Genomic DNA, 24,261 nt, shown 5'->3' with positions numbered 1-24,261 from the left:
TGCTGCTCGCTGCGCTGTTGGGCCTGGTTGGCATTGCTGCTGACGTCCACCGCCGATTGCCCCAGGGCATGAGCCGCACCCTGCAACTGGCCAATAACGCCTTGTAACCTGCTGGTAAAGCGGTTGAAGTGCTCGCCCAGCTGGGTGACTTCATCGCGCCCATGGGTATCCAGGCGGCGGGTCAGGTCGCTGTCGCCGCTGGCGATCATGGCCATTGCATTGACTGCATCCTGCAAAGGCCGGGAGATGCTGCGCGCGATCAGCACCACCAGCAGGGTCATGACCAGCGCAATACCCAGTCCCAGCAACGAGGCGTCGCGCAGTTGGCGCATGAACTCGTCTTGCATGTCGTCGATATAGATGCCCGAGCCGATGATCCAGCCCCAGGGCTTGAACAATTGAATGTAGGAGGTCTTCTCAACGGGGTCGCTGGCGCCCGGCTTGGGCCAGCGGTAACCAATGTTGCCCGCGCCTTGGGTTTTTGCCAGGGCGACCATTTCGTTGAACACGGCAAAGCCGTCCGGATCGCGCACGGCTGCCAGATTCTGACCGTCGAGCTTGGGGTTGGCCGGGTGCATGATCATCGTCGGGCCCAGGTCGTTGATCCAGAAATAATCGTTCTGGTCATACCGCAGGCCGCGCACCACGCTCAATGCCTGCTGTTGCGCCGCCTCGCGACTCAAGGTACCGGCGGCCTCCAGACCCTGGTAGTAGGCCAGCACACCGGCGGCCGTCTCCACCACGTGGCGGGTTTTCTGCGCTTTGGCCTGGTACAGGTCACCGTGAATCTGCCTGAGCATCAACAGGCCCAAGGTCAGCAGCATTACCACCGCCACCACCAGAATCAGCCACAAGCGCCGGCTGATTGACATGCTTCGTAGAGTCTTCATGGAACGCTCACCCCGGATTCTTTTTATTGTTAAGTACATCCCAGCATGCTTTTGTCCAACCACCCACTCGACCAAAGCCTAAAGGCTGTATCGGCCAAGATGTGTAGCGCTGAGCAGCAGCGTTTACACCGGAGGTCTGATAGGATTTCGGCCCGGTCGCGACAAACCTGAAGGGTGGCAGCACTTTTCTGTCGACATTGCGACCAACAGCCGCTGTAAACAACCGGTTACTCGAATCGCCTCTGGCTTATTCAAACTAGAAAAGGGCATGCCTAAGGCATTGCTGCGTAGGGAAATAATGGATCTTTGGACAGGCTTGCAGGCCGTCATACTGGGTATTGTCGAAGGCTTGACCGAATTCTTGCCGATCTCCAGCACGGGTCACCAGATCATTGTCGCTGACCTGATCAACTTCGGTGGTGAGCGGGCCATGGCCTTCAACATCATCATTCAATTGGGGGCGATCCTGGCGGTGGTGTGGGAGTTTCGGCGCAAGATCTTCGATGTTGTCGTGGGCTTGCCCAAGCAGCGTCAGGCGCAGCGTTTTACTGCCAACCTGTTGATCGCGTTCATGCCGGCGGTGGTGCTGGGCGTGATGTTTGCCGACGTGATCCACGAATACCTGTTCAACCCCATCACCGTGGCGGTAGCGCTGGTAGTGGGCGGGGTGATCATGCTCTGGGCCGAACGCCGCCAGCATGTCATCAAGGTCGATCAGGTGGATGACATGCGCTGGACCGACGCCCTGAAAATCGGCTGTGCACAGTGCCTGGCGATGATTCCGGGTACGTCGCGTTCTGGTTCGACCATCATCGGCGGTTTGCTGTTTGGTTTGTCGCGTAAAGCGGCCACCGAGTTCTCGTTCTTCCTGGCCATGCCGACCATGGTCGGTGCTGCGGTGTACTCCGGCTACAAATACCGTCACCTGTTCCAGCCTGACGATTTCCCGGTGTTCGCCATCGGTTTCGTGGTCTCGTTCATTTTCGCCATGATTGCGGTACGCGGCTTGCTGCGCTTCATCGCTAACCACAGCTATGCCATGTTCGCCTGGTACCGCATCGTGTTTGGCCTGATCATCCTGGCGACCTGGCAGTTCGGCTGGGTTGACTGGGCTACGGCGCAGGGTTGAATCAATGACCCGAGCTTCTGCGCAGCGCGCAGCGGGTAACAGCGGCGCGGTTCAGTATCTGCGCAGCAAGTTGCTGGTGTTTGCCGGGCTGTGCCTGCTGCCGCTGGCGGGTTCTCTGCAGATGTTGATCAGCGGGCAGTCCTGGCTACCTGCGGTGGCTTACCCGGTCGCGAGCCTGGTGTGTGTTGCGCTGTACTGGCGTGACAAACAACAGGCCCGTAACCAGGGCTGGCGCACACCGGAGAAAGTCCTGCACGCCTGCGAACTGTGTGGTGGCTGGCCTGGCGCGCTGGTGGCGCAGCAGCTGTTTCGGCATAAAACCCGCAAACTGTCGTTCCAGCTGAGCTTCTGGGCGATTGTCGCCCTGCACCAGTTGTTCTGGATCGACCACCTGTTGTTCCGAGGTCGTTGGTTGGGCAGCGCCCTGGGGCCGCTGCTCAGATGAGCAGGCCCGGCTGCAGGCGCTTTGGCAGGCGCCGGACTACCAGTTGGTGGGAGCGCTGCAGCAAATCCCAGAGCTCCTCGCGACCCATGCAGTAGGGGCGTGCCACGCTGATCCAGTGCGCCCGCGCCAGGTAAGGTGCAGGGCGTACGCCGGGGCGGTCCACGTAGCCAAGAAACAGCTCGCTGGCGACTTTGAACGATACCCCCGCACCGGCCAGATCCATTACCGCGAACATCTTGTTGCCGGCAATCGAGAACACCCGGATACCGCCCCATTTGTAATCCTCTCGTGCGCCGGGCAGGCTTAAACAGAATTGCGCTACCTGTTCTTCACTGATTTGCCGCTCAGACATAACGCTCCCCGCACTCTGCAAACGATGCCACCAGATGATCGATCCATACCCGCACGGCTGGCAACAGTCCGCGCCGGTGCGGGTACACCGCTTGTAGATAGCCCCCGGGCAGTGACCAGCCTGGCAGCAGCCGCACCAGTGCGCCACGGGCCAGTTCCTCTTCACAGTGTATGATTGGCAGGGCGGTGAAGCCCAACCCGGCGATCGCTGCCTCCTTACGTACGATAAAGTCGTCGATGGCCAGGCGCGCTTCCATGGCCAAATCGTGCTTATGGCCACGGGCGTCAAGCAGGCGCAGATGAACCAGGCGGTCGGCATCCACGGCACCGAGCAGGGGCAAACCGCTGAGGTCTTCCGGCGTGCTCGGCGCGTGGGCGGCAGCGAATTCGGGCGATGCAACCAGGTACATCTGTGCCTGGCGCAAGCGCCGTGTGACCAGCGCCGGGTCTTCATCACCCAGGTCGCGTACCCGCAGGGCGACATCGATACCCTCAGTAATCAGGTCGACGCGGCGATTGAGCAGCACCATGTCCAGTTGCACCTGGGGATATTGCGCGAGAAAGCTGCTGATCACTTGCGGCAGCAGGGTATGGGCCAACCCGACCGGGCAGGATACGCGCAAGCGCCCGCGCGGCGCGCTGGTCATGCTGGCAACCGCCTCATCGGCCATCTCTGCTTCCAGCAACATGGCCTGGCAGTGGCGCAGGTAACGCTCGCCCACCGCGGTCAACTTCAGCTGGCGGGTGGTGCGCTGCAGCAAGCGCGTGCCGAGTCGCTCCTCCAGTTCGGCAATACGCCGGGACAGGCGCGACTTGGGGATCCCGAGCAGGCGTCCGGCGGCGGCAAATCCGCCTGCTTCGACCACGCGGGCAAAGTAGAAGAGGTCGTTGAGGTCTTGCATGGCGCTCACCATTGTCCTGTCAGTAGGACAAACTAACGCAAATTTGCTGACTTATCAGCTATTGGTGACTCAAGTAGGATTGTCTCCATCGTGATCGCCCAGATGCGGTCTTCATTCAGGAGAGAACCATGAAACTGTTGCACATCGATTCGAGCATTCTGGGCGACAACTCCGCCTCCCGTCAGCTGAGCCGCAGCGTGGTCGAGGCCTGGAAAGCGGCCGATCCATCGCTTGAGGTTATTTACCGCGACCTGGCCAGCGACGCGATCAGCCACTTCTCGGCGGCCACCCTGGTTGCGGCCGGCACCCCTGAAGCACTGCGTGATGCAGCTCAGCAACACGAAGCCGCGCTGAGCAGCGAAACCTTGCAAGAGTTTCTCGATGCCGACGCCGTAGTGATTGGCGCACCGATGTACAACTTCACCATCCCCACCCAGCTCAAGGCCTGGATTGACCGTGTTGCGGTGGCCGGCAAGACCTTCCGCTACACCGAAGCCGGCCCTGAAGGCCTGTGCGGTGACAAGAAAGTGATCCTGGTATCCACCGCCGGTGGTCTGCACGCGGGCCAGCCTACCGGTGTCGGCCATGAAGAGTTCCTCAAGGTGTTCCTTGGCTTCATTGGTGTCACTGATCTTGAGATCGTGCGTGCCCACGGTCTGGCCTACGGTGACGAGCACCGCAGCAATGCCATGAGCGCTGCCCAGGCACAGATCAGCACCGAGCTGTTCGCCGCCGCTTGATCCGCCTCTACGCGTGACCGAAACCGACAGCAGGCCATGTCTGCTGTCGGTTTTTTCATTGAGCTTTCATCCGCGGCGCATTGGCGCGCTCTATGCTTGACCGGTACCCGGCAGATCATCAGCCGGGCAGGGTGAAGGCAAAATGCGCAAATTGGCGGTGTTCTGGATAATGTGCTGGCTGGGCATGGCCAGTGTGGTGCATGCAGAGCCTGCACAGCACTGGAGTGTCGGCCTGCACCACATGGCGTTCGCCGACCCGCTGGATGCGCGCCCTGTCCAGGCATTGGCGTTTTATCCTTCCAGTGGCCCTGAGCGCAGCAGTCGTATCGACGGCTATCGGGTCGATGCGGTTGCCGGTGCACCGATCGCCATTGGCCGCTATCCGTTGCTGATGCTTTCGCATGGCAACACCGGCACGCCCCTTGCCCTGCACGATCTCGCTACTGCGCTGGCGCGCCGCGGTTTCATTGTGGTGGCAGTCACTCACCCCGGTGACAACGCCCACGATCACAGCCGCCTGGGCACCTTGAGCAACCTTTATGGGCGGCCGCTGCAGATCAGTGCGGCCATTACCGCAAGCCTTGCCGATCCGCTGCTGTCGCCCTATGTCGACGGCAAGCAGGTGGGCATGATCGGCTATTCGGCCGGTGGCGAAACCGCGTTGATCCTTTCCGGTGCAGAGCCTGATCTTGAGCGGCTGCGCCGCTACTGCGAGGAACGTCCGCAGGACGCCGATGCCTGCAAGACCCAGGGCGTGCTGATTGCCGACCGTGATGACCTTGGTGCCGAGGCAGATCCGCGCATTCATGCCTTGTTGCTGATGGCACCGCTCAGCCTGATGTTCGGACGCCAGGCTCTGGCGCATGTAAAGGTGCCGGCATTGATCTACAGCGGCGACAACGACCAGCTGTTGGCGATCGACAAGAATGCCCAGGCCCTGGCGCGCAAGCTACCGGTGGCTCCCAATTACCGCCTGCTGGCGGGTGCCGGGCATTTCGTGTTCATGGCGCCGTGTGACGACGAGCAACGCGAACACATGGCCGCGTTGTGCAACGATCCTGAAGGCGTCGACCGTGAAGGCATTCATTTGTCATTGCAAAGCGAAGCCGCACACTTTTTCAACCGCACGCTCAAGCATCCCGGGCGTGCGGGGCTCAATACCGCCAATCAATAATGCTGCGCCCGCCGCGACAGCAGCAGGGTCAGGCCGACACCGGCCAGTGACAGCAGGGCGGCGATACAGAAGATCCAGGCGTAGCCCAGGTGCAGGGCCACAGCGCCCATCAAGGGGCCGGCAATGGCCAGCGCCAGGTCAAAGAACACCGCGTAGGCGCCAAGGCCGGCGCCGCGGCTGGAGACTGGCACTTGCTTGATGGCTTCCACCCCCAACGCCGGGTACACCAGCGACAAGCCGAAGCCGGTCAAGCCTGCACCCACCAGCGCCAACACGGGGCTTGGCGCGAGCCACAGCAAGGCCAGGCCCAGCGCTTCAGTGGTCATGCAGACAATCGCGACCTGATAGCCGCCGAAGCGATTGACGGCGTTGACGAACAACAGCCGCGAGAGAATGAAACACAGGCCAAAGGCACTCAGGCACCAGGCCGCGCCGGTCCAGCCTTGTTCCAGGTAAAACAGGGTGACAAAGGTGGTCAGGGTGCCATAGCCGATCGAGGCCAGGGTCAGGCCTACGCCGCAGGGGGCAACCCGTGCAAATGCGGCCCAGAATGGCAGGCGCTCGCCGCGAACCACCGGCATCGAGGGCTTGTTGCGAATCACCCACAAGGCCAGTAAGGCGAGCACGCACAACACCAGGCCGAGCGTGGCGAAGTTGACCTGATCGACCAGCATCACGCCTACCGGCGCGCCGATGGCGATGGCGCCGTAGGAGGCAATGCCATTCCACGAAATAACCCGGGCGGTGTGCTCGGTACCGACAGCGCCAATGCCCCAGCTCAAGGTGGCGACGCCGATCAGGCCTTGGGCAACGCCGAGGAACAGACGCCCGGCGAGAAGGGTAAACAGGCTCAATAGCGGCATGTTGACGGTCAGCGCCGAGGCGCAGGTCAATAACCCGCTTACAGCAATGCCAATCAACCCGTAGATAATGGCGCGCTTGGTGCCCTGGCCGTCGGCAACACGTCCGGCGAACGGGCGGCTGAGCAAGGTGGCCAGGTATTGCAGGCCGATGGTGAGGCCGGCGATGACGGCACTGAATCCCAACTGGTCATGCACATAGCCGGGTAGCACTGCGATCGGCAGGCCGATGCAGAGGAAGGCAATGAAGGTATAGAAGACGATCGACAGGATCTGCAGGGTGATCGAGGCGGTGTGGGCAGGTGCGGGGTGTGACGCGGACATGAGCTCGTTCGCTGGCGGGCGGTGGGAGAGCGCCCATGATCGCTGGCGGCGAGGCTAAAAGAAAGCAGGCTAACTAATTTTAACGGTGTTCAGACGACACATCGCCGGTAAACCGGCCCCTACAGATGACCTGTAGGAGCCGGCTTGCCGGCGATCAAGGACGTAACGCTCTGATTAAACCACGACGCCCTGACTACGCAGGTAGTCATCGTAGGTGCCGCTGAAGTCGACGACGCCGCTTGGGCTCAGCTCGATGATGCGGGTGGCCAGGGACGATACGAACTCACGGTCGTGGCTGACGAAAACCAGCGTGCCCGGGTAGTTTTCCAGCGCCAGGTTAAGCGCCTCGATCGACTCCATGTCCAGGTGGTTGGTCGGTTCGTCCATGATCAGCACGTTCGGCTTTTGCAGGATCAGCTTGCCGAACAGCATGCGGCCTTGCTCACCACCGGAAATCACCTTGACCGACTTGAGGATCTCGTCGTTGGAGAACAGCATGCGGCCCAGGGTGCCGCGGATCATCTGCTCGCCCTGGGTCCACTGGCCCATCCAGTCGAACAGGCTGACGTCGTCTTCGAAGTCGTGAGCATGGTCCTGGGCGTAGTAGCCCAGCTCGGCGCTTTCGGTCCACTTCACCGCACCGGCATCCGGAGCCAGTTCGCCGACCAGGGTACGCAGCAGGGTGGTCTTGCCGATACCGTTCGGGCCGATGATCGCTACGCGCTCACCGGCTTCAACGGTGAAGCTGAAGTTCTGGAACAGGGTCTTGCCTTCGAAGCCTTTGGACAGCTTCTCGATGGTCACGGCCTGGCGATGCAGCTTTTTGGTCTGCTCGAAGCGGATGAACGGGCTGACACGGCTCGATGGCTTGACTTCGGCCAGCTGGATCTTGTCGATCTGCTTGGCGCGGGAAGTGGCCTGCTTGGCTTTCGAGGCGTTGGCCGAGAAGCGGCTGACGAACGTCTGCAGTTCGGCGATCTGGGCTTTCTTCTTGGCGTTGTCCGACAGCAGTTGCTCGCGCGACTGGGTGGCGGCGGTCATGTACTCATCGTAGTTGCCCGGGAACAGGCGCAACTCGCCGTAGTCCAGGTCAGCCATGTGGGTGCACACGCTGTTGAGGAAGTGACGGTCGTGGGAAATGATGATCATGGTGCTGTTACGCGCCGTGAGAATGCTTTCCAGCCAGCGGATAGTGTTGATATCCAGGTGGTTGGTAGGTTCGTCGAGCAGCAGCACTTCAGGGTCGGAGAACAACGCCTGGGCCAGCAGTACACGCAGCTTCCAGCCTGGCGCGACTTCGGTCATCGGACCGAAATGCTGTTCCAGGGGAATACCCAGGCCCAGCAACAGTTCGCCAGCACGGGACTCGGCGGTGTAGCCGTCCATCTCGGCGAATTCGGTTTCCAGCTCGGCAACGGCCATGCCGTCTTCTTCGGTCATTTCCGGCAGCGAGTAGATGCGATCACGCTCGGCCTTGACCCGCCACAGTTCCTCGTGGCCCATGATCACGGTGTCGATCACGGTGAATTCTTCGTAGGCGAACTGGTCCTGGCGCAGCTTGCCCAGACGCACGTTCGGCTCGAGCATGACCTGACCGGCCGAAGGCTCCAGGTCGTTGCCGAGGATTTTCATGAAGGTCGACTTGCCGCAGCCGTTGGCGCCGATCAGGCCATAACGGTTACCGTTGTTGAACTTGACCGAGACGTTCTCGAACAACGGCTTGGCGCCGAACTGCATGGTGATGTTAGCGGTGGAGATCAAGTGATGTTCCTGCGGGGTATCCAGAAGTGTGTTTAGGTGCCGGCAACGATCGTGGCACTGTTTTTGGCCAAATCGTCAGGGATCGGCAGCTTTCCAGCTCCTTCCAAGCCGAGGAGGAGCTGATCCATTTTTCGTCGATTCAGCGCAGCAACGCGACACATGGCCGAGTGTATTGGTGATGAACCCGGGTTCATCCCGGCCATCAGGCACATGCTTGCGTGGGGGTGGCGCGTGTCGGACTGTTGACGCTCAAGGCTGCCCGACGCATCGGGCGCGGGGCATGAAGGGCGCGATTGTACCACTTGGTGCGGTGATCCACATCCCGCTTTATTTCGGCAAGTTCAACGTGGTTGGCACATGACAACGCTGACACTCACGGATCGGCCCGGCGGCGTGAAATACCTGTGACTGCTTCAGATGGCAATCCCGGCACAATGCATGGAAGTCCTGCTCAATGCGCAGGGCCAGCGCCGGGGTCTTCTTGTGGCACAAAAGGCATGTGCGCTCACCGGATGGGGGAGAAGACGCATGATCGGCGTAATCATGGTGGCAGGTGAGGCAGTTCACCTTGCCATGCAGTTGATGGTTGAAGTCGAGCGGGAGGAGGGGCCGCGTTCGAACCAGTTGCGCGTGACCGGCGAACACGGCATAACCGAGCGCAGCTGCCGGTATCAGCCAGCCAAGAAGCTGCGTGCACCTCATAGCGGCAAGTCACTATTGGCCAGTAGCGCGAACCCGACGGCCAGCGTCAGCGCGAAGAGCGCCATGCCCGCACTCAAGCGGCTGGCAAACAGTGCGGTATTGCGTCGCCTCGGTCCGTTGCCACGTTCACGTGATGGCCGCGCAAGTAACGGTTTGACGATTGCAGCAGCGGTAAGTCCCGCCCATAACAGCGCTTTCCACCGCTCTGCGGTATAGAAACCCGCGCCGATAATATGCACGGCCATCAGCAACAGCATCAGCGTGCACAAACGGTAATGCCAGGTTTTGAATCGCTGGTGATTGCGCCAGATTTTCTGCCGAACACCGGACAGGCTGGCGGGCACTGAAAAGACCAACAGCAGTGTGGCCAGCGTGCCACTGAGCATGGGCCATGCAGCCGAAGGTTTAAGGTAATCGATGACCAAGGGTTCGCTCATCAACAGGACGCCGATGTGCACGAGCAAAAGCAGTGCGGCAGCAAAACTCAAGTCCCGATGCAGGTTCATGAAGAACTTGCCATCGTAGTAAGGCTTGGAGAGTGGGCGGCCGTTGTAGATAAACAGTGCAGCCAACAATAGTCCGGAAAAGAATCCGGCCGCATTGGCAAAATCCCACAGCGGACTGATGCCAGGCATTGCATCGGCGAGAAACAACAGCACGAATGGCAGGACAAACAGGGTCGTTAGACGAAGAATGAGGTGGGCCACGCTTGGACTCCTCCTGGAGAGCGCCCTTCAGAAAGCGTTTTGCCCTGGGATTATCACCGTGCAGGCTTGGTGGCTTTGGTGTCTGAGCGCCAAATGTGTTGTTGGCCGTGACAACCTTGCGATCAGGAATGGGCTATAAGGGTTCGAACCGCCGTAAGTCGACACTTTATTCAAGCGCTGCAGTTGTCACTACATGACGGTAAAGGTGATGATGCGGCTAAAACCTAACCCGTAAGTCAGGAAAAAGGATTTGTCACATGAAAGTCAGTGCACGCAACGTGTTCAAAGGTCAGGTCAGCCAGGTTCAGGCAGGGGCGGTCAACGCTGAAGTGGTGCTGACGCTTCCGGGCGGCGAACAACTGGTTGCAGTGGTTACCATGGAAAGTATCCGCAGCCTCGGTATCGCCGTAGGCAAAGACGCCGTTGCTCTGGTCAAAGCGCCCTGGGTAATGCTGATGACCGAGTCCAGCGATATCCGCCTGTCGGCGCGTAACTGCCTGGAAGGCAAGGTGCTGAGCGTCACCGATGGTGCCGTCAATGCTGAAGTGGTGGTGGAGCTTGCCGGTGGTTCGAAGGTGTACTCGATCGTGACCCGTGATGCGGTAACCGAGCTTGGCTTGAAGACCGGTGTCAGCGCTACGGCTGTGATCAAGGCGTCTCACATCATTCTGGGTGTTCCGGCCTGATCGCTCGCGTTGAAACACGCAAACGTAAACCGACCGCTGCGCCACCGGGGCAGCGGTCGGTTCATGGCCGAAAAGCAGCAGCAAACGCGTCTAGCTAGACAAAAGCCTGGCCATGAAAGCCCCGCGGCAGGCGTTGCAGCCCGGGCATGGCGGTCAGGCGTTCGGTCCAGGCGCTGCGCCAGTCAGTGGCGGTATGCTGCGACTTGGCCTTGCGTGCCGCGCGGCGGGCTGCATTGCGCTGATCGCGACGGGCGTCTTTGTAAGCGTCGGTGTTGCGACAGCTGCGACATTTAACGCGGTTGAGCTCGGTGGTAGAGATCAGGTTGCTGCCGTGGTGGCCGCAAGCCAGGTGACCGGAAACCTTGTAGTGAGTGACCATTCTTGTTGTCCTCTGCTCAGTACACACAGGTTCAGACGCGGCGTTGATCGCAATGGTTCAAGACGACGTCTGGTGTTGCACGGCAAATTGTTTGCGGAACCATTCGTTGAGCATGGCTTTTTCCGCATACAGGCGGTCGCTGGTGGTGCTGCGGCCCGGACGCTGCAGGTAAAACTTGTCACTCAGGTGGGCATCTGCCTGGTTCAGCGTCTGACCGTTTTGCGACAGCACATAGTGTAGTTCGATACTGGGCCAGGTGATGTCACGCATGAAACGCACGCTGTAAGCCTGCGCATGCCAGGGCTCGTAGCGACCTGCCAGGTCGATGTCACGGATGTCGATGCGCAGCGTCTGACCCATGGGCAAGTAGCGTTCGCCCAGCGTCTGCAGGTAGGCGCGCAGGGTTTTCATGACCTGCTCGTCGGCGCCGCGCTCATAGCCATTGCTGTCCAGGCTGGCATCGCGAAAATGTTCGGGATTGACGTAATTGACTTCAACCGATGCGTTTGCCGGTGTTTGAGCCAAACTGTAGGGAGCCAACAGGCTCAGGATGAGTACGTTCAGGACAGCGCGCATGATTCACCTCCGGGTGCAGGCGTCTGCACGGTTTTATTGTACGCCTGCCAGGGATGGCGGGTGAGGGGAGAACACAGTGAGCAGGATCGAGCGGTTCGCCGCCAACCACCAGGGCAGGGATTATGCCGTCGGTGATATTCACGGGCACTTTCAGCGTGTGTCGGCGCAACTGAAGCACATCGGGTTCGACCCGAAGGTTGACCGGCTATTTAGCGTAGGTGATCTGGTCGACCGTGGGCCGGAGTGTATCGATGCGCTGGACTGGCTGGAACAGCCCTGGTTCCATGCAGTACAGGGCAACCACGAAGCCTTGGCGGTGACTCACGTCAGCGGCGGCTGGCTCGACTACGGGCAATACCGTGCGGCTGGTGGTGGCTGGTTTCTCGACTTGCCGGAGAGCGAGCAGGCACGGTTTGCCGAGCGGTTTGCCCGCATGCCGCTGGCGATGGAGGTCGAGACAGCGCGAGGGCCAGTTGGCATGATCCATGCGGATTGTCCTTTCGCCAGTTGGCCGGATTTATGCGAGCAGTTGCAGGGTCAGCTGGCCCCGGCGCTTGAGGAATATTGCCAATGGTCCCGGCATCGCCTGCAAGTGGATGATGCGTCGCCGGTCGAAGGGTTGCGGGCGCTGATCGTGGGTCACACGCCTTTGCGCGAAATCAGGGTGCTGGGCAACATCTGGCACATCGACACCGGTGGCTGGTCCCGCGGGCACTTCAGCCTGTTGGCGCTGGACAGCCTCAGCCTGGTCAACGCCATGGCCGATGAATGATAACGCCCGGTGCCTGAGTGATCAGCAGGGCACGGGGCACGTTGGTAGGTGACGTTAGGTGAACTATCAGCGGCGAAGCGTCGGTGCACAATTATTTCGCCCAACTGTACCTTGACCTCGAAGGCGCGGCGAGCAGACCCTAACCGCTCACACTGCCGGAGCCTGCCATGGACCTGTCCACCCTCGCTTTGTTCGTGCCTGCCTGTTTTGCCCTGAACATGGCACCGGGGCCGAACAACCTGTTGTCCCTCAACAACGCCAGCCGTTACGGCCTGCGTACCGCCTGTGCGGCCGGTGCCGGTCGCTTGCTGGCGTTTGCCGGCATGATCGCGCTGGCGGCCATGGGGCTGGCGGTGGTGCTCTACACCAGTGAGTACCTGTTCCTGGCGATCAAGGTGCTGGGCGCTGCCTACCTGTTTTATATCGCCTGGCAATTGTGGCGCGCTCCGGTGGCGGTCACAGCTGTGCGCAGTGAACAGAACGTCGGCATGATGCGCCTGGCGCGCCAGGAGTTTCTGGTGGCGGCGGGCAACCCCAAGGCGATTCTGATTTTCACCGCGTTCTTGCCACAGTTTGTCCAGGTCGCAAGCCCGATGCCGGTGTCGGAGCAGTTCGCCTGGCTGGGCGGGCTGTTCCTGTTGCTGGAGTGGGCGGCCATTGCCATCTACGCCTGGCTGGGTGCTTACCTGCAACGCTGGTTCAACCAGCCAGGGCCGCGGCGGGTGTTCAACCGGGTCAGTGCTGCTTTGCTAAGTCTTGCGGGGATTGGACTACTGGCTGCACGGCGGGGTTAGGATGGCTGGCGGGCTGCCCACGGGGTGAAGTGCGCAGGTCCTTATAGTGAATGGGTCTGATTCCATGGGAAATATCGCCTAGGCTGGTGGGTGGACCGGGCAACACGGGACCGCTGTCCGCCACCTGCCAAGGAGAAGTACCGATGCTCTCGACCCTGGAGTTGCGCAATATCATAGAAAGCAGTTTTTTACCCACCCGCTGCCAATGCACCCAGGCAGCTGATCGCTCGTTGACCGTCAAGGTGTTCGACCGCAGCTGCGAGCGGGTCGACCTGCTGGTGACGGGCATCAGCGCTGACCAGTTGACCAGCAGCCGGGCGATTTCCAATCTGATCCTGGGCTTGCGCAACGACCTGGCTGACCAGCGCCTGCAACGCGCAGGGCGGCGAAGCGATAGCCTTTAATCGCGGTAGAACACCTGCACCAGGTGATAACCGAACTTGCTTTTGATCGGGCCGTGCACCACGCGCAGCGGCTTCTTGAAAATGACCTGGTCGATGGCACCGACCATTTGCCCAGGTCGCACTTCGCCCAGGTCGCCACCGCGCTTGCCGGACGGGCAGGTGGAGTGTTTTTTGGCCAGCACATCGAACGCTTCGCCTTTGGCGATGCGTTGCTTGAGCTGTTCGGCTTCTTCAGCGGTCTTGACCAGAATATGCCGGGCCTGTGCTTTCATCTCGGGTACCTTCGCAAAGCGGTAAAACCACACATTATGCCTGATCGCGCAGCTCCGGGCGGTCACGAAATTGCGCCAGCGCTTCGGGGTTGGCCAGCGCGTCGGTGTTTTTCACCGGTTCCCCATGCACTACATTGCGAATGGCCAGTTCCACCACCTTGCCGCTGATGGTCCGCGGAATGTCAGTCACCGCGAGAATCACCGCCGGTACGTGGCGCGGTGTGGTGTTGTTGCGGATCACCTGACGGATGCGCTTTTGAAGTGTTTCGTCCAGCTGCAGGCCCTCACGCAGGCGCACGAACAGCACAACCCGGACATCGTTCTGCCAGCGTTGGCCTATGGCTACGCTTTCGAGTACTTCGTCAATCGTGTCCACTTGCCGATAGATTTCCGCGGTACCGATGCGCACACCACCGGGGTTGAGCACCGCGTCCGAGCGGCCATGAATGATCATGCCGCCTTCAGGAAACGCTTCTGCATAGTCGCCCTGAGCCCACACGCCCGGGAACTGGCTGAAATACGCCGCACGAAAGCGCTCACCCTGCGGGTCGTTCCAGAAACCCAGTGGCATCGCCGGAAAATGTCGAGTGTTGACCAACTCGCCTTTCTCGCCTACCAGCGGGCGACCCTTGTCATCCCAGACCTCTACCGCCATGCCCAGGCTTTTGCACTGGATCTGCCCGCGGCGTACCGGCAGTAGCGGATTGCCGATGACGAAGCACGAGCAGATGTCGGTGCCACCCGACATCGACGCCAGGCACAAGTCGTGCTTGAACTCGCGGTACACGTAGTCGTAGCTCTCCGGCGAAAGCGGTGACCCGGTGGACAGCAACAGCTTGAGCGAAGTAAGGCGGTGACTCAGTCGCGGTTGCAGATGAGCATGCTCTAGGGCGGCCAGGTACTTGGCACTGGTACCGAAGGCGCTGATCTGCTCGCTGTCGATCAGGTCGAGCAAGCGCTCGGGGCCGGGGTGAAACGGCGAACCGTCGTACAACACCAGGGTAGTGCCGACCGCCAGGCCGCTGACCAGCCAGTTCCACATCATCCAGCCGCAGGTGGTGTAGTAGAACAGCACATCCTCGCTGCTCAGGTCATTGTGCAATCCATGCTCTTTAAGGTGTTGCAACAGCACGCCACCAGCGCTGTGCACAATGCATTTGGGTACGCCAGTGGTCCCGCTGGAGTAAAGAATGTACAGCGGGTGATCGAAAGGCAGCGGGGTGAACTGCGGTTCGCCCCCGGCCTGATAGAAATCGTTCCACAGCCAGGTCTTGGCTGTGCTGTGGAATTCGTCGGTGCGGATGTGCTTGCGGGTATAAGGCACTACCAGCAGGTGTTCGAGACCGGGCAGTTGCGCCAGCACTTCGTTGATCTTGTCGACCTGATCGATGGCTTTGCCTGCGTACTGGTAGCCCGCACACACCATCAGCAGTTTGGGCTCAATCTGACCGAAGCGGTCGATGATACCGTGGGTGCCGAATTCGGGTGACGAGCACGACCAGATCGCGCCCAGGCTGGTGCACGCAAGCATTGCCACCAGCGTCTGCCAGGTATTGGGCATGCACGCGGCAACGCGGTCGCCCACGCCGATACCGGCGGCCTTGAAGCTGCGTTGCAACCCGGCGACTTGCTCGGCCAGCTCGGCATGGGAGATGACCTGGCGCTGGCCATCTTCGCGTACCGAGATCAACGCCGGATGTGCGTCGCGGCGGCGCAGCAGGTGCTCGGCAAAATTCAGGGTGGCGCCGCTGAACCAGCGGGCGTCGGGCATCTGTTGGCCTTCACTGAGGACCTCGGTGGCCGGCTGATGCCAGCGCACCTGAAAATAGTCGGCAAGGGTTTGCCAGAACGCGGCACGCTGGTCGATGCTCCAGCGATGCAGATCATCGTAGTCGGCAAGTGCCAGGCCGTACCTGCGATTGACCTCGCGGCGAAAGGCATCCATACGGCTGGCCTTTATGCGCGCCTCGCAAGGGCGCCAGAGCACTTCATTCATGCCGCGATCTCCTTGGCCGGGTGGTGTTATTCCACGGTCGCGTTTTTCACGTCGGTCGATGCCGACCAGATGCGGTAGCGCACCTGCACTCCTTCAGGCACGTAGACCACCACCGGCAGCTTGCTGTTGTAACGCAGCAGGAAACCGTCGCCCACCACCGGCACAAAGGCTTCTTGCTTGGTGTTTTGCGGGCAGGCCATCAAGGTCGAGGCCGGCCCCATGACTTTTTCCAGGCGGTAATAGCTGTAGCCCCAGCCCTGCAGGGTCTTCTCTTCAAGCGTTCCGCCCAGGTGTTGGCGGTTGCAGTCGACCTGCAGTTGCTTGCCGGCCAGTACTTCAAGCTTGAACGCTGACTCATCGTCTTGCTGCGGCAGGTGGATCACCTGGCGCGTAAAGCCTTTTTCGGCCTCTGGGTAGGGCGCTACGTCTTTGAGGCTGGCAGCCTGTACGGAAGTACCGACGGCCAGGGCCAGGGTGAGCAACGCGGTGAAAGGGATCGGGCGCATAGGGCCTCCTTGCAGGTAAAAAATACGATGCAGCAGCCAGATCCCCAAGGGTTGCCGTTATTGGGCCAACCAGCCGCCATCGATGTTCCAGGCGGCGCCGCGAACCTGGCTGCCAGCTTCGCTACAGAGAAACAATACCAGTTCGCCCAGGTGCTCGGGAGTGACGAATGACAATGAAGGCTGCTTCTCGGCCAGCAGATCGTGCTGGGCCTGTTGCGGGTCGACACCGTTGGCAACGCGGTCGTCGATCTGTTTCTGCACCAGTGGCGTGAGTACCCAGCCAGGGCAGATGGCATTGCAGGTGATATTGCTGGTAGCGGTTTCAAGCCCGACCACCTTGGTCAACCCGATGACACCGTGCTTGGCGGCGACATAGGCCGCCTTGCCCGTGGAGCCCACCTGGCCATGCACGGAGGCGATGTTGACGATGCGCCCCCAGTTACGCTGACGCATGCCGGGCAGTGCCAGGCGGGTGCCGTGGAACACCGCGCTGAGGTTAATGGCGATGATCGCGTCCCAGCGCTCTACCGGGAACGCTTCAACCGGTGCGACATGCTGGATGCCGGCGTTGTTGACCAGGATGTCGACGCCGCCGAACTCGCGCTCGGCGTAGGCGAACAGGTCTTCAATCTGCTCTACGCTACCGAGGTCGGCCGGGTGATGGCCCACCCGGGTACCGTGGCGCGCGACCTCGGCAATCGCTGCCTTGATGTCGCCGAAGCCGTTGAGGATCAAGTTGGCGCCCGCTTTGGCCAGGACATGGGCGATGCCCAGGCCGATGCCGCTGGTGGAGCCGGTGACCACTGCTGTTTTACCGTTGAGATTCATCTGCTGCTCCTTAAACGATACCGGTCGCGTAGAAGGTGGCGATCACCACGAACACCGCCAGGGTCTTGATCAGGGTAATACCGAAAATGTCCTTGTAGGCTTCCCGGTGGGTAAGGCCGGTGACGGCCAGCAAGGTAATCACTGCGCCGTTGTGTGGCAGGGTATCCATGCCGCCGCTGGCCATCGCGGCCACCCGGTGCAGGACTTCAAGCGGAATGTTGGCGGCGTTGGCGGCGGCAATGAAACTGTCGGACATCGCCGCCAGGGCAATGCTCATCCCGCCGGAGGCGGAACCGGTGATACCGGCCAGCAAGGTGACGGTAATGGCTTCGTTGACCAGCGGGTTGGGGATCGCGCGCAGGGCATCGGCAAGCACCAGGAACCCCGGCAACGAGGCGATCACTGCGCCGAAGCCGTATTCGGAGGCGGTGTTCATCGCCGCCAGCAGCGCACCGCTCACCGCGCTTTTGCTGCCTTCGGCGAGACGGCTTTTGATCGCCCCGAAACCCGCCACCAGCACCAGCACAATGCCCAGCAGCAACGCTGCCTCGACGGCCCAGATGGCGGTGAGCTTGGCGATATCGGTCTGTACCGGTGCGCTCATGCCCGGTAGCTGCAGGGTGTGGGTCTTGCCGTACCAGGCCGGAATCCAGTGGGTGAACAACAGATTCATGATACCGACCAACAACAGCGGTGAGAGCGCCAGCAGCGGGTTGGGCAGGGTCAGGTCGGCGGCGGTTTCCGGTTCGTTGCGCAGGTCGGTGCCGTAGCCTTCGCCGGCGCGCTGGGCTTTGTTGCGTTGGCGCTGCAGGTAGAGCATGCCGGTGCAGAAAACGAACAGGGTACCGATCAGGCCGAGCCAGGGCGCGGCCCAGGCGGTGGTGTTGAAAAAGGTACTGGGGATGATGTTCTGGATCTGCGGTGTGCCGGGCAGGGCATCCATGGTGAACGAAAACGCGCCCAGGGCAATGGTCGCCGGGATCAAGCGCTTGGGGATGTTACTTTGGCGAAACATCTCGGCGGCAAACGGGTAGACCGCAAACACCACCACGAACAGCGACACACCGCCATAGGTCAGCAAGGCACACACCAGCACGATCACCAGCATGGCCTGGCGCGTACCCAGCAAGCGAATGGCCGCCGCCACGATGGATCGCGAGAAGCCGGACAGCTCGATCAGCTTGCCGAACACCGCGCCGAGCAGGAACACCGGAAAGTACAGCTTGATAAAGCCGACCATCTTTTCCATGAACACCCCGGTAAACGTCGGGGCGACAGCGGAAGGGTCGGTGAGCAGCACCGCGCCAAGGGCGGCGATGGGGGCGAAGAGGATAACGCTATAACCACGGTAAGCAGCCAGCATCAGCAGCGCGAGGGCTGCCAGGGCAATGATCACACTCATCGAGTGTCTCCTTGGGTGAATCTTGTTTTTGTTGGTTGCAAGGAGATAGCGGGAATCGTGCCAACTTTATAACCTATTGAAATACATCAATATTTTACAGAAAAGTGATGTGTTGATCTAAAACAGTCTCCAAATAGAGACAGGCTGGTAGAGGCCCGGCACCTTGGCGATCAGCTGCAATGCATTCGAACCGCTTTAACCCGCTGAAATTCGACCGTCTATAATTTGAGACTCAAGTCTCTTTATCGAGACAAATATCCAGTGCCACCAACTTTTTATACAGGGTAGACCGTCCCAGCCCCAGTTGCCGTGCGGCTTGCGGCACGTTGCCGTTGCAACGGGCCAGTGTGTTGCTCAGCAGCTGCCGCTCGAACGCCGCGCACGCTTGCTTATAGTCCAGTTGCGGAGTCGTCACCTGCAGCGGTGTCAGGTGGCCAAGCGCGGACTGAATGTCACGCGCCCCCAGGTGCGCGTGGTCGGCGAGCAAGGTGGCGCGTTCCAGCACATTGCGCAGCTCGCGGATGTTGCCAGGCCAGGCATGGCGCGAGAGCAACATCAGTGCCTCGTCGTCCAGTTCATGCTGACTGCCCAGCTCTTCCAGGATGGCTTCAGTCAGGGCCGGCAGATCGTCCAGACGCTCACGCAGCGGTGGCACCTGGATCGGCAGTACGTTGAGACGGTAATAGAGGTCGGCGCGAAACTCGCCGCGGGCCATGGCGGCGCCGAGGTCGGTGGAGGTCGCGGCAATGATGCGCACATCGCTGCGCATCATCTGGTTGGAACCGACCGGTTCGTACTCCTTTTCCTGAAGCACCCGTAGCAACTTGCTCTGCAGCGGCAATGGCATGTCGCCAATTTCGTCGAGAAACAGCGTGCCGCCCTCGGCCAGTTGTAGCTTGCCAGGCCGGCCTTTGCGATCGGCACCGGTGTAGGCCCCCGGCGCGGTGCCGAAGAATTCGGCTTCCAGCAAGGTGTCGGGAATGGCCGCGCTGTTGATGCTGACGAAGGCTTTGTGCGCCCGTGGCGAAGCCGCGTGGATGGCATGGGCCAGCAGCTCTTTGCCGGTACCGGTTTCACCCAGCAGCAACACTGCAGAATCGCTGCTGGCCCCGCGTCGCGCCCGGCGCTTGACCTCAAGGCTGGCAGCGCTGGTGCCGATGAACTGGGCAAAGTTGTATTTGGCTTGCCGGGCGCGCAGCAGCGAACGGGTTGAAGCCAGTTCCTGCTGCATGCTGGCGTAGCGCTTGAGCAGTGGCGACAGGCTGCGCAGTTCGTCGAACAAGGCAAAGCCGATGGCGCCGATCAGCGCGCCGTCACCGTCGTGTACCGGCAGGCGCATCACCACCAGCGGCTCCTTGGGGGTGTCGAGCATGTCCAGCAGAATCGGCTTGCCGTTGTTCACCACCTCACGCATCAGGCTGCCGGGAATCACACTCTCGCAGGGCTGGCCGATGGCACTGACGGCGTCTTCCAGGCCAAAGCGCCGGGCGTAGCGCTCGTTCATCCAGACAATGCGCGCATCGCGGTCAACAATGATGGTGCCTTCGCTTGACTGCTCGATGATTTCGAACAGTGAACGGATCGCCAGCAGGCGAACCTGCTGATAGTCCTTGAGGCTGTCATTGGCAGGCATAAACCGCTCCCTGAAGGTCAAAGGTTGCGATTATGCCCGTGGATCGAAGGCTTCGCGCAAGGCATCGCCAATGAACACCAGCAACGACAGGATCAATGCCAGGGCAAAGAACGCGGTAAAGCCCAGCCACGGTGCCTGCAGATTCTGTTTGCCCTGGTTTACCAGTTCGCCCAGCGAGGCACTGCCGGCCGGCATGCCGAAGCCGAGAAAGTCCAGGGCGGTGAGGGTGGTAATGGCGCCGGTGAGAATGAACGGCAAGTAAGTAAAGGTGGCGTTCATGGCATTGGGCAGGATGTGCCGCAGGATGATCCCGCGGTCCTGCAGCCCCAGCGCCCGTGCCGCCTGCACGTACTCAAGGTTACGCCCACGGAGGAACTCGGCGCGTACCGCATCCACCAGTGCCAGCCAGGAGAATAGCGCCATGATTCCCAGCAACCACCAGAAATTGGGCTCGACGAAGCCGCTGAGGATGATCAGCAGGTAAAGCACCGGCAATCCCGACCAGACTTCCAGCAGGCGCTGGCCGATCAGGTCGACCCAGCCACCGTGGTAGCCCTGCAGGGCGCCGGCAGCAATGCCGATCACCGTGCTGATCAGGGTCAGGGCCAGGGCAAACAGGATCGACACACGGGTGCCGTACAATACCCGCGCCAGCACATCGCGGCCCTGGTCGTCGGTGCCCAGCCAGTTGGTGGTGGTGGGCGGGCTGGGCGTCGGCTGCTGCAGGTCGTAATTGGGGGTATCGGCACTGAAGGGAATCGGCGCGAACAGCATCCAGCCGTGCTGATCCTTGATCAGTTGCTGCACGTACTGGCTGCGGTAATCCGGCTGGAAGGGTAGCTGCCCGCCAAAGGTCTGTTCGGTGTAACGCTTGAATGCAGGGAAATACAGTTGTCCCTGATAACCCATGACCAAGGGCTTGTCGTTGGCTACCAGTTCCGCTCCCAGGCTCAGCACCAGCAATACGGCGAACATCCACAGGGAGTACCAGCCACGACGATTGCGACGGAAGTTTTGCAGTCGTCGGCGCGACAGCGGAGACAGGCTGAACATATCAATGCGCCCTCGTCGCAAAGTCGATGCGCGGATCGACCAGGGTGTAGCAGAGGTCGCCGACCAGGCGGATCAGCAAGCCGAACAGGGTGAAAATGAACAACGAACCAAACACCACCGGATAGTCCCGGGACACTGCCGCCTCGTAGCTCATGCGTCCCAGGCCATCGAGGGAGAAGATCACCTCGATCAGCAGGGAACCTGCAAAAAATACGCTGATCAGGGCCTGGGGAATACCGGCGACCACCAGCAAAATGGCGTTGCGAAACACATGCCCGTACAGCACCCGCTGCTCGCTCAGGCCCTTGGCCCGCGCAGTGATGACGTATTGACGGGTGATCTCGTTGAGGAAGGCGTTCTTGGTCAGCAGGGTCAGCGTGGCGAAGCCGCCGATGACCAGGGCGCCTACGGGTAGCACCAGGTGCCAAAAGTAATCGGCCACCTTGCCGAGCAGGCTCAACTGGTCGAAATCCTCCGACACCAGCCCGCGCACCGGAAACCAGTTCAGCGACGTGCCGCCGGCAAACACCACGATCAACAGCAGCGCGAACAGAAACGAGGGCAGGGCATAGCCGATTACGATCAGGCTGCTGCTCCAGGCATCGAACGCCGTGCCGTGGCGGATGGCCTTGCGAATGCCCAGCGGAATCGACACCAGGTAGGTAATGAGCGTTGCCCAAAAGCCCAGGGACAGGGTGACCGGCATCTTTTCGAGGATCAGGTCGGTGACCTTGGCGCCGCGAAAAAAGCTGCTGCCGAAATCAAGGTGGGCGTATTGCGTGAGCATCAACCACAGCCGCTCCGGCGCCGACTTGTCGAAACCGTACTGGCGTTTGATGTCTTCGATCAGTTTCGGGTCCAGGCCGCGGCTGGCACGGGAGCTGGTGTGCACGGTCTCGACACTGGCCCCCGGCGCGCCGCCGCCAATACCTTGCAAGCGGGCGATGGCCTGTTCCACCGGGCCACCCGGTGCAGCCTGAACGATGACGAAGTTCACCAGCAGGATGATCAACAGGGTCGGGATGATCAGTAACAAGCGACGCAGGATGTAGGCGGTCATGGCTGCTCCTTGAGGCGCTGGGCCATTTGCGCGTTGGTCAGCGCCGTGGGGCTGACTTCCCACCAGCTGTCCAGGCCTTCGTCATTGCTCGCTTGTACTTTCGGCAAGCCGAAACGGTTCCACCAGACGGTGGAGGTGCCCGGCGGGTAGTAATTGGGGATCCAGTAGTAGTTCCACTGCAGCACCCGGTCCAGCGCATGGGCATGGCGGAGCATGTCGGCCTGGGTGCTGGCTTTGACCAGGCCGTCGATCAGCCGGTCGACCGCCGGGTCTTGCAGGGCCATGTAGTTGTTCGAGCCCGGGTCATTGGCCGCCGCCGAGCCAAAATAGTTGTACAGCTCAAGGCCAGGTGAAGGGGTGACCGGGTAGCCGGTGACGATCATGTCGTAGTCACGCGCCATCAACCGGTTGACGTACTGGGAAGCGTCGATACGGCGAATGTCGAGGGTGATGCCGATCTGGGCCAGGGTGCGCTTCCATGGCAGCAGCAAGCGCTCGAAGCCGGCCTGGCCATTGAGGAAAGTGAAACGCAGCGGCTCGCTCTCGGCGTTGACCAGTTGATCGCCTTCAGGTTTCCAGCCTGCCGCCTTCAACAGCTCCAGCGCCCGAAGCTGTTTGTCCCGAATCAGCCCTGAGCCGTCAGTGCGGGGTGCCTCGAACACGCGGGTAAACACGTCTTCGGGTACTTGCCCACGAAGCGGTTCAAGCAGCGCCAACTCGCCCGCGTCGGGTAACGCGCGTGCCGCCAGGACGCTGTTGGAGAAAAAGCTCTGCTGGCGAATGTACAGGTTGCGCATCATCTGCCGGTTGCTCCACTCAAAGTCCCAGAGCATCGCCAGCGCCTGGCGTACGCGTCGGTCTTTGAATACAGGGCGCTGCAAGTTGAAGACAAAGCCCTGGGCCGGTTGTGGCGCTTGCTTGGCCAGGTGGGCACGTTGCAAACGGCCGTCGTCCAGTGCCGGGCTGTTGTAGCCAATGGAGTAGCCGGTGGCGGAAAACTCGCGGTTGTAGTCGTAGCCACCGCCGCGCAATACCTGCCGGGCCACCTCGGTGTCGCCGAAATATTCGATGCGCAGGCGATCGAAGTTGTAGCGCCCGCGATTGACCGGCAAGTCGCGGGCCCACCAGATCGGGTTGCGCTCAAAGGTAATGCTGCGGCCGTTGTCGATCTGCCCGATCCGGTACGGCCCGCTGCCTACAGGCGCTTCGAAGCCGCCACCGCTGGCAAAGTCGCGGGTTTTCCACCAGTGCTCGGGCAGTACCGGCAGGGTGGCAAGGTCCAGGGGCAGGGTGCGGCTCTGGTTGCTCTTGAAGACGAATCGAACCTGGCGCGGCCCTTCGATTTCGACCCGCTCGACATCGGCAAATTGTGTGCGGTACTTGAGGTTGCCTTCGCGCATGAACAGCTCGAAGGTGTAGCGCACATCTTCTGCACGCACGGGCTGGCCGTCGGCAAATTGCGCGCGGGGATCGAGGTAGAAGCGCAGCCAGAGCCCCTCGGGGTCGCGCTCCATCTGGCGGGCGATCAATCCGTAAACGGTGTACGGCTCGTCCTGTGAGCGTATTGCCAGCGGCGCATACAGCCAGCCGTCAACTTCAGCCACACCGATGCCCTTGTCGATGTAGGGCAGCACGTGGTCGAACTGGCCGATCTCGATGGCCGAGCGACGCAGACTGCCGCCTTTGGGGGCGTCAGGATTGGCGTATTCGAAATGCTGGAAACCGGGCTGATAGCGCGGTGCTTCGCCGTAGACAGTCAACGCATGGCTGGGGGCAGCCAGACCGGTTTGGGTCCAGGCCAGGGCCAGGGTAAAGACGGCAAAAAGAGAGGAACGACCGATGTGCAAGCGCCTGACTACCTGTACCCACGATGGTGGCTGTAGCTTAGCAGGTCAGGCCGGCAATCCTGAACCGG

Annotated in this window: 25 protein-coding genes and 1 pseudogene; 8 read left to right on the top strand and 18 right to left on the bottom strand. The window is 61.0% G+C overall.

Annotation, left to right across the window (positions count from 1 at the left end; genetic code table 11):
- Positions 1-113 precede the first annotated feature (113 nt).
- Positions 114-800, bottom strand: a pseudogene (locus tag DM813_RS29070) (cache domain-containing protein); the annotation flags it as partial.
- Between the two features lie 388 nt (positions 801-1,188).
- Here DM813_RS29070 and DM813_RS21160 point away from each other — a divergent pair.
- Positions 1,189-2,019: an undecaprenyl-diphosphate phosphatase gene (locus DM813_RS21160; protein WP_128325354.1), complete on the top strand. Its 831-nt coding sequence runs from the start codon at positions 1,189-1,191 to the stop codon at positions 2,017-2,019.
- A 4-nt stretch (positions 2,020-2,023) separates the two neighbouring features.
- Complete coding sequence (locus tag DM813_RS21155) at positions 2,024-2,464, top strand: DUF1294 domain-containing protein (RefSeq protein ID WP_128325353.1); 441 nt, start codon at positions 2,024-2,026, stop codon at positions 2,462-2,464.
- Here DM813_RS21155 and DM813_RS21150 read toward each other — a convergent pair.
- Together DM813_RS21150 and DM813_RS21145 are read right to left on the bottom strand one after the other, a co-directional pair.
- Positions 2,457-2,816 (bottom strand): MmcQ/YjbR family DNA-binding protein, encoded by a 360-nt coding sequence (locus tag DM813_RS21150; protein WP_128325352.1) that lies wholly within the window; start codon positions 2,814-2,816, stop codon positions 2,457-2,459. The genes DM813_RS21155 and DM813_RS21150 overlap by 8 nt on opposite strands.
- Entirely contained in the window at positions 2,809-3,717 is a 909-nt protein-coding gene (locus DM813_RS21145; protein ID WP_128325351.1) for a LysR substrate-binding domain-containing protein, read from the bottom strand. The genes DM813_RS21150 and DM813_RS21145 overlap by 8 nt, the downstream gene beginning before the upstream one ends.
- Positions 3,718-3,845: 128 nt before the next feature.
- Between DM813_RS21145 and DM813_RS21140 the strand changes: the two genes are divergently transcribed.
- Positions 3,846-4,457, top strand: a complete 612-nt coding sequence (locus DM813_RS21140) for an FMN-dependent NADH-azoreductase (protein WP_128325350.1) — start codon at positions 3,846-3,848, stop codon at positions 4,455-4,457.
- 142 nt (positions 4,458-4,599) lie between these two features.
- Positions 4,600-5,631, top strand: coding sequence for an alpha/beta hydrolase family protein (locus DM813_RS21135; RefSeq protein ID WP_128325349.1), 1,032 nt, complete (start codon positions 4,600-4,602; stop codon positions 5,629-5,631).
- Here the strand turns inward: DM813_RS21135 and DM813_RS21130 are convergent.
- The 4 genes from DM813_RS21130 to DM813_RS21115 form a co-directional block, all read right to left on the bottom strand.
- Positions 5,625-6,815 (bottom strand): MFS transporter, encoded by a 1,191-nt coding sequence (locus DM813_RS21130; RefSeq protein WP_128325348.1) that lies wholly within the window; start codon positions 6,813-6,815, stop codon positions 5,625-5,627. The genes DM813_RS21135 and DM813_RS21130 overlap by 7 nt on opposite strands.
- A gap of 174 nt (positions 6,816-6,989) precedes the next feature.
- Entirely contained in the window at positions 6,990-8,576 is a 1,587-nt protein-coding gene (locus DM813_RS21125) for an ABC-F family ATPase (protein WP_128325347.1), read from the bottom strand.
- Between the two features lie 327 nt (positions 8,577-8,903).
- The gene (locus DM813_RS29065) at positions 8,904-9,278 is read right to left on the bottom strand and encodes a cytochrome c3 family protein (protein ID WP_128325346.1); all 375 of its coding nucleotides are present in this window, start codon (positions 9,276-9,278) and stop codon (positions 8,904-8,906) included.
- Positions 9,275-9,985 carry a ferric reductase-like transmembrane domain-containing protein gene (locus DM813_RS21115; RefSeq protein WP_164897278.1) on the bottom strand — a complete coding sequence of 237 codons (711 nt, stop codon included), beginning with the start codon at positions 9,983-9,985 and terminating at the stop codon, positions 9,275-9,277. Before DM813_RS21115 ends, DM813_RS29065 begins: the two co-directional genes overlap by 4 nt.
- A 257-nt stretch (positions 9,986-10,242) precedes the next feature.
- On the opposite strand from DM813_RS21115, the gene DM813_RS21110 reads away from it, so the two are divergent.
- Positions 10,243-10,671, top strand: a complete 429-nt coding sequence (locus tag DM813_RS21110) for a TOBE domain-containing protein (RefSeq protein ID WP_128325345.1) — start codon at positions 10,243-10,245, stop codon at positions 10,669-10,671.
- A 94-nt stretch (positions 10,672-10,765) separates the two neighbouring features.
- Here DM813_RS21110 and DM813_RS21105 read toward each other — a convergent pair whose 3' ends face one another.
- Positions 10,766-11,050: a hypothetical protein gene (locus DM813_RS21105; RefSeq protein WP_128325344.1), complete on the bottom strand. Its 285-nt coding sequence runs from the start codon at positions 11,048-11,050 to the stop codon at positions 10,766-10,768.
- A 57-nt stretch (positions 11,051-11,107) separates the two neighbouring features.
- Positions 11,108-11,626, bottom strand: a complete 519-nt coding sequence (locus DM813_RS21100; protein ID WP_128325343.1) for a DUF3016 domain-containing protein — start codon at positions 11,624-11,626, stop codon at positions 11,108-11,110.
- Between the two features lie 76 nt (positions 11,627-11,702).
- Here DM813_RS21100 and DM813_RS21095 point away from each other — a divergent pair, with 76 nt between their 5' ends.
- From DM813_RS21095 to DM813_RS21085, 3 genes are all read left to right on the top strand, one after another.
- On the top strand, positions 11,703-12,398 hold the full coding sequence (locus DM813_RS21095; protein ID WP_128325342.1) for a metallophosphoesterase: 696 nt from the start codon (positions 11,703-11,705) through the stop codon (positions 12,396-12,398).
- A 167-nt stretch (positions 12,399-12,565) separates the two neighbouring features.
- Positions 12,566-13,192: a LysE family translocator gene (locus tag DM813_RS21090; RefSeq protein ID WP_128325341.1), complete on the top strand. Its 627-nt coding sequence runs from the start codon at positions 12,566-12,568 to the stop codon at positions 13,190-13,192.
- Positions 13,193-13,335: 143 nt separating this feature from the next.
- On the top strand, positions 13,336-13,596 hold the full coding sequence (locus DM813_RS21085) for a DUF1652 domain-containing protein (protein ID WP_128325340.1): 261 nt from the start codon (positions 13,336-13,338) through the stop codon (positions 13,594-13,596).
- Here the strand turns inward: DM813_RS21085 and DM813_RS21080 are convergent.
- The 9 genes from DM813_RS21080 to DM813_RS21040 all read right to left on the bottom strand — a co-directional run bounded on the left by DM813_RS21080 (position 13,593) and on the right by DM813_RS21040 (position 24,154).
- Positions 13,593-13,868: a peptidylprolyl isomerase gene (locus DM813_RS21080; protein WP_128325339.1), complete on the bottom strand. Its 276-nt coding sequence runs from the start codon at positions 13,866-13,868 to the stop codon at positions 13,593-13,595. The two genes, DM813_RS21085 and DM813_RS21080, sit on opposite strands and share 4 nt — an antisense overlap.
- A 34-nt stretch (positions 13,869-13,902) precedes the next feature.
- Entirely contained in the window at positions 13,903-15,864 is a 1,962-nt protein-coding gene (locus DM813_RS21075) for an acetoacetate--CoA ligase (RefSeq protein ID WP_128325338.1), read from the bottom strand.
- 26 nt (positions 15,865-15,890) lie between these two features.
- The gene (eco, locus tag DM813_RS21070) at positions 15,891-16,370 is read right to left on the bottom strand and encodes a serine protease inhibitor ecotin (protein WP_128325337.1); all 480 of its coding nucleotides are present in this window, start codon (positions 16,368-16,370) and stop codon (positions 15,891-15,893) included.
- A 57-nt stretch (positions 16,371-16,427) separates the two neighbouring features.
- Positions 16,428-17,198, bottom strand: coding sequence for a 3-hydroxybutyrate dehydrogenase (gene hbdH, locus DM813_RS21065; RefSeq protein ID WP_128325336.1), 771 nt, complete (start codon positions 17,196-17,198; stop codon positions 16,428-16,430).
- Positions 17,199-17,208: 10 nt separating this feature from the next.
- Entirely contained in the window at positions 17,209-18,600 is a 1,392-nt protein-coding gene (locus DM813_RS21060; protein ID WP_128325335.1) for a GntP family permease, read from the bottom strand.
- A gap of 232 nt (positions 18,601-18,832) precedes the next feature.
- On the bottom strand, positions 18,833-20,233 hold the full coding sequence (locus DM813_RS21055) for a sigma-54 interaction domain-containing protein (protein ID WP_128325334.1): 1,401 nt from the start codon (positions 20,231-20,233) through the stop codon (positions 18,833-18,835).
- A 30-nt stretch (positions 20,234-20,263) separates the two neighbouring features.
- Complete coding sequence (locus DM813_RS21050; RefSeq protein WP_128325333.1) at positions 20,264-21,286, bottom strand: ABC transporter permease; 1,023 nt, start codon at positions 21,284-21,286, stop codon at positions 20,264-20,266.
- A gap of 1 nt (position 21,287) precedes the next feature.
- Entirely contained in the window at positions 21,288-22,346 is a 1,059-nt protein-coding gene (locus DM813_RS21045) for a microcin C ABC transporter permease YejB (protein WP_128325332.1), read from the bottom strand.
- Positions 22,343-24,154: an extracellular solute-binding protein gene (locus tag DM813_RS21040; protein WP_241653231.1), complete on the bottom strand. Its 1,812-nt coding sequence runs from the start codon at positions 24,152-24,154 to the stop codon at positions 22,343-22,345. The genes DM813_RS21045 and DM813_RS21040 overlap by 4 nt, the downstream gene beginning before the upstream one ends.
- Positions 24,155-24,261: the final 107 nt, after the last annotated feature.

The organism is Pseudomonas alkylphenolica, assembly GCF_004025535.1.
Lineage (GTDB): Bacteria > Pseudomonadota > Gammaproteobacteria > Pseudomonadales > Pseudomonadaceae > Aquipseudomonas > Aquipseudomonas alkylphenolica_A.
This window is presented reverse-complemented; position numbering and strand designations above follow the sequence as displayed.

Bases quoted from the DNA above. Each gene is read 5' to 3' on its own strand.
- DM813_RS21160 (WP_128325354.1), top strand. From the start codon at position 1,189: ATGGATCTTTGGACAGGCTTGCAGGCCGTCATACTGGGTATTGTCGAA.
- DM813_RS21155 (WP_128325353.1), top strand. From the start codon at position 2,024: ATGACCCGAGCTTCTGCGCAGCGCGCAGCGGGTAACAGCGGCGCGGTT.
- DM813_RS21150 (WP_128325352.1), bottom strand. From the start codon at position 2,816: ATGTCTGAGCGGCAAATCAGTGAAGAACAGGTAGCGCAATTCTGTTTA.
- DM813_RS21145 (WP_128325351.1), bottom strand. From the start codon at position 3,717: ATGCAAGACCTCAACGACCTCTTCTACTTTGCCCGCGTGGTCGAAGCA.
- DM813_RS21140 (WP_128325350.1), top strand. From the start codon at position 3,846: ATGAAACTGTTGCACATCGATTCGAGCATTCTGGGCGACAACTCCGCC.
- DM813_RS21135 (WP_128325349.1), top strand. From the start codon at position 4,600: ATGCGCAAATTGGCGGTGTTCTGGATAATGTGCTGGCTGGGCATGGCC.
- DM813_RS21130 (WP_128325348.1), bottom strand. From the start codon at position 6,815: ATGTCCGCGTCACACCCCGCACCTGCCCACACCGCCTCGATCACCCTG.
- DM813_RS29065 (WP_128325346.1), bottom strand. From the start codon at position 9,278: ATGAGGTGCACGCAGCTTCTTGGCTGGCTGATACCGGCAGCTGCGCTC.
- DM813_RS21110 (WP_128325345.1), top strand. From the start codon at position 10,243: ATGAAAGTCAGTGCACGCAACGTGTTCAAAGGTCAGGTCAGCCAGGTT.
- DM813_RS21105 (WP_128325344.1), bottom strand. From the start codon at position 11,050: ATGGTCACTCACTACAAGGTTTCCGGTCACCTGGCTTGCGGCCACCAC.
- DM813_RS21100 (WP_128325343.1), bottom strand. From the start codon at position 11,626: ATGCGCGCTGTCCTGAACGTACTCATCCTGAGCCTGTTGGCTCCCTAC.
- DM813_RS21090 (WP_128325341.1), top strand. From the start codon at position 12,566: ATGGACCTGTCCACCCTCGCTTTGTTCGTGCCTGCCTGTTTTGCCCTG.
- DM813_RS21085 (WP_128325340.1), top strand. From the start codon at position 13,336: ATGCTCTCGACCCTGGAGTTGCGCAATATCATAGAAAGCAGTTTTTTA.
- DM813_RS21080 (WP_128325339.1), bottom strand. From the start codon at position 13,868: ATGAAAGCACAGGCCCGGCATATTCTGGTCAAGACCGCTGAAGAAGCC.
- DM813_RS21075 (WP_128325338.1), bottom strand. From the start codon at position 15,864: ATGAATGAAGTGCTCTGGCGCCCTTGCGAGGCGCGCATAAAGGCCAGC.
- eco (WP_128325337.1), bottom strand. From the start codon at position 16,370: ATGCGCCCGATCCCTTTCACCGCGTTGCTCACCCTGGCCCTGGCCGTC.
- hbdH (WP_128325336.1), bottom strand. From the start codon at position 17,198: ATGAATCTCAACGGTAAAACAGCAGTGGTCACCGGCTCCACCAGCGGC.
- DM813_RS21060 (WP_128325335.1), bottom strand. From the start codon at position 18,600: ATGAGTGTGATCATTGCCCTGGCAGCCCTCGCGCTGCTGATGCTGGCT.
- DM813_RS21055 (WP_128325334.1), bottom strand. From the start codon at position 20,233: ATGCCTGCCAATGACAGCCTCAAGGACTATCAGCAGGTTCGCCTGCTG.
- DM813_RS21050 (WP_128325333.1), bottom strand. From the start codon at position 21,286: ATGTTCAGCCTGTCTCCGCTGTCGCGCCGACGACTGCAAAACTTCCGT.
- DM813_RS21045 (WP_128325332.1), bottom strand. From the start codon at position 22,346: ATGACCGCCTACATCCTGCGTCGCTTGTTACTGATCATCCCGACCCTG.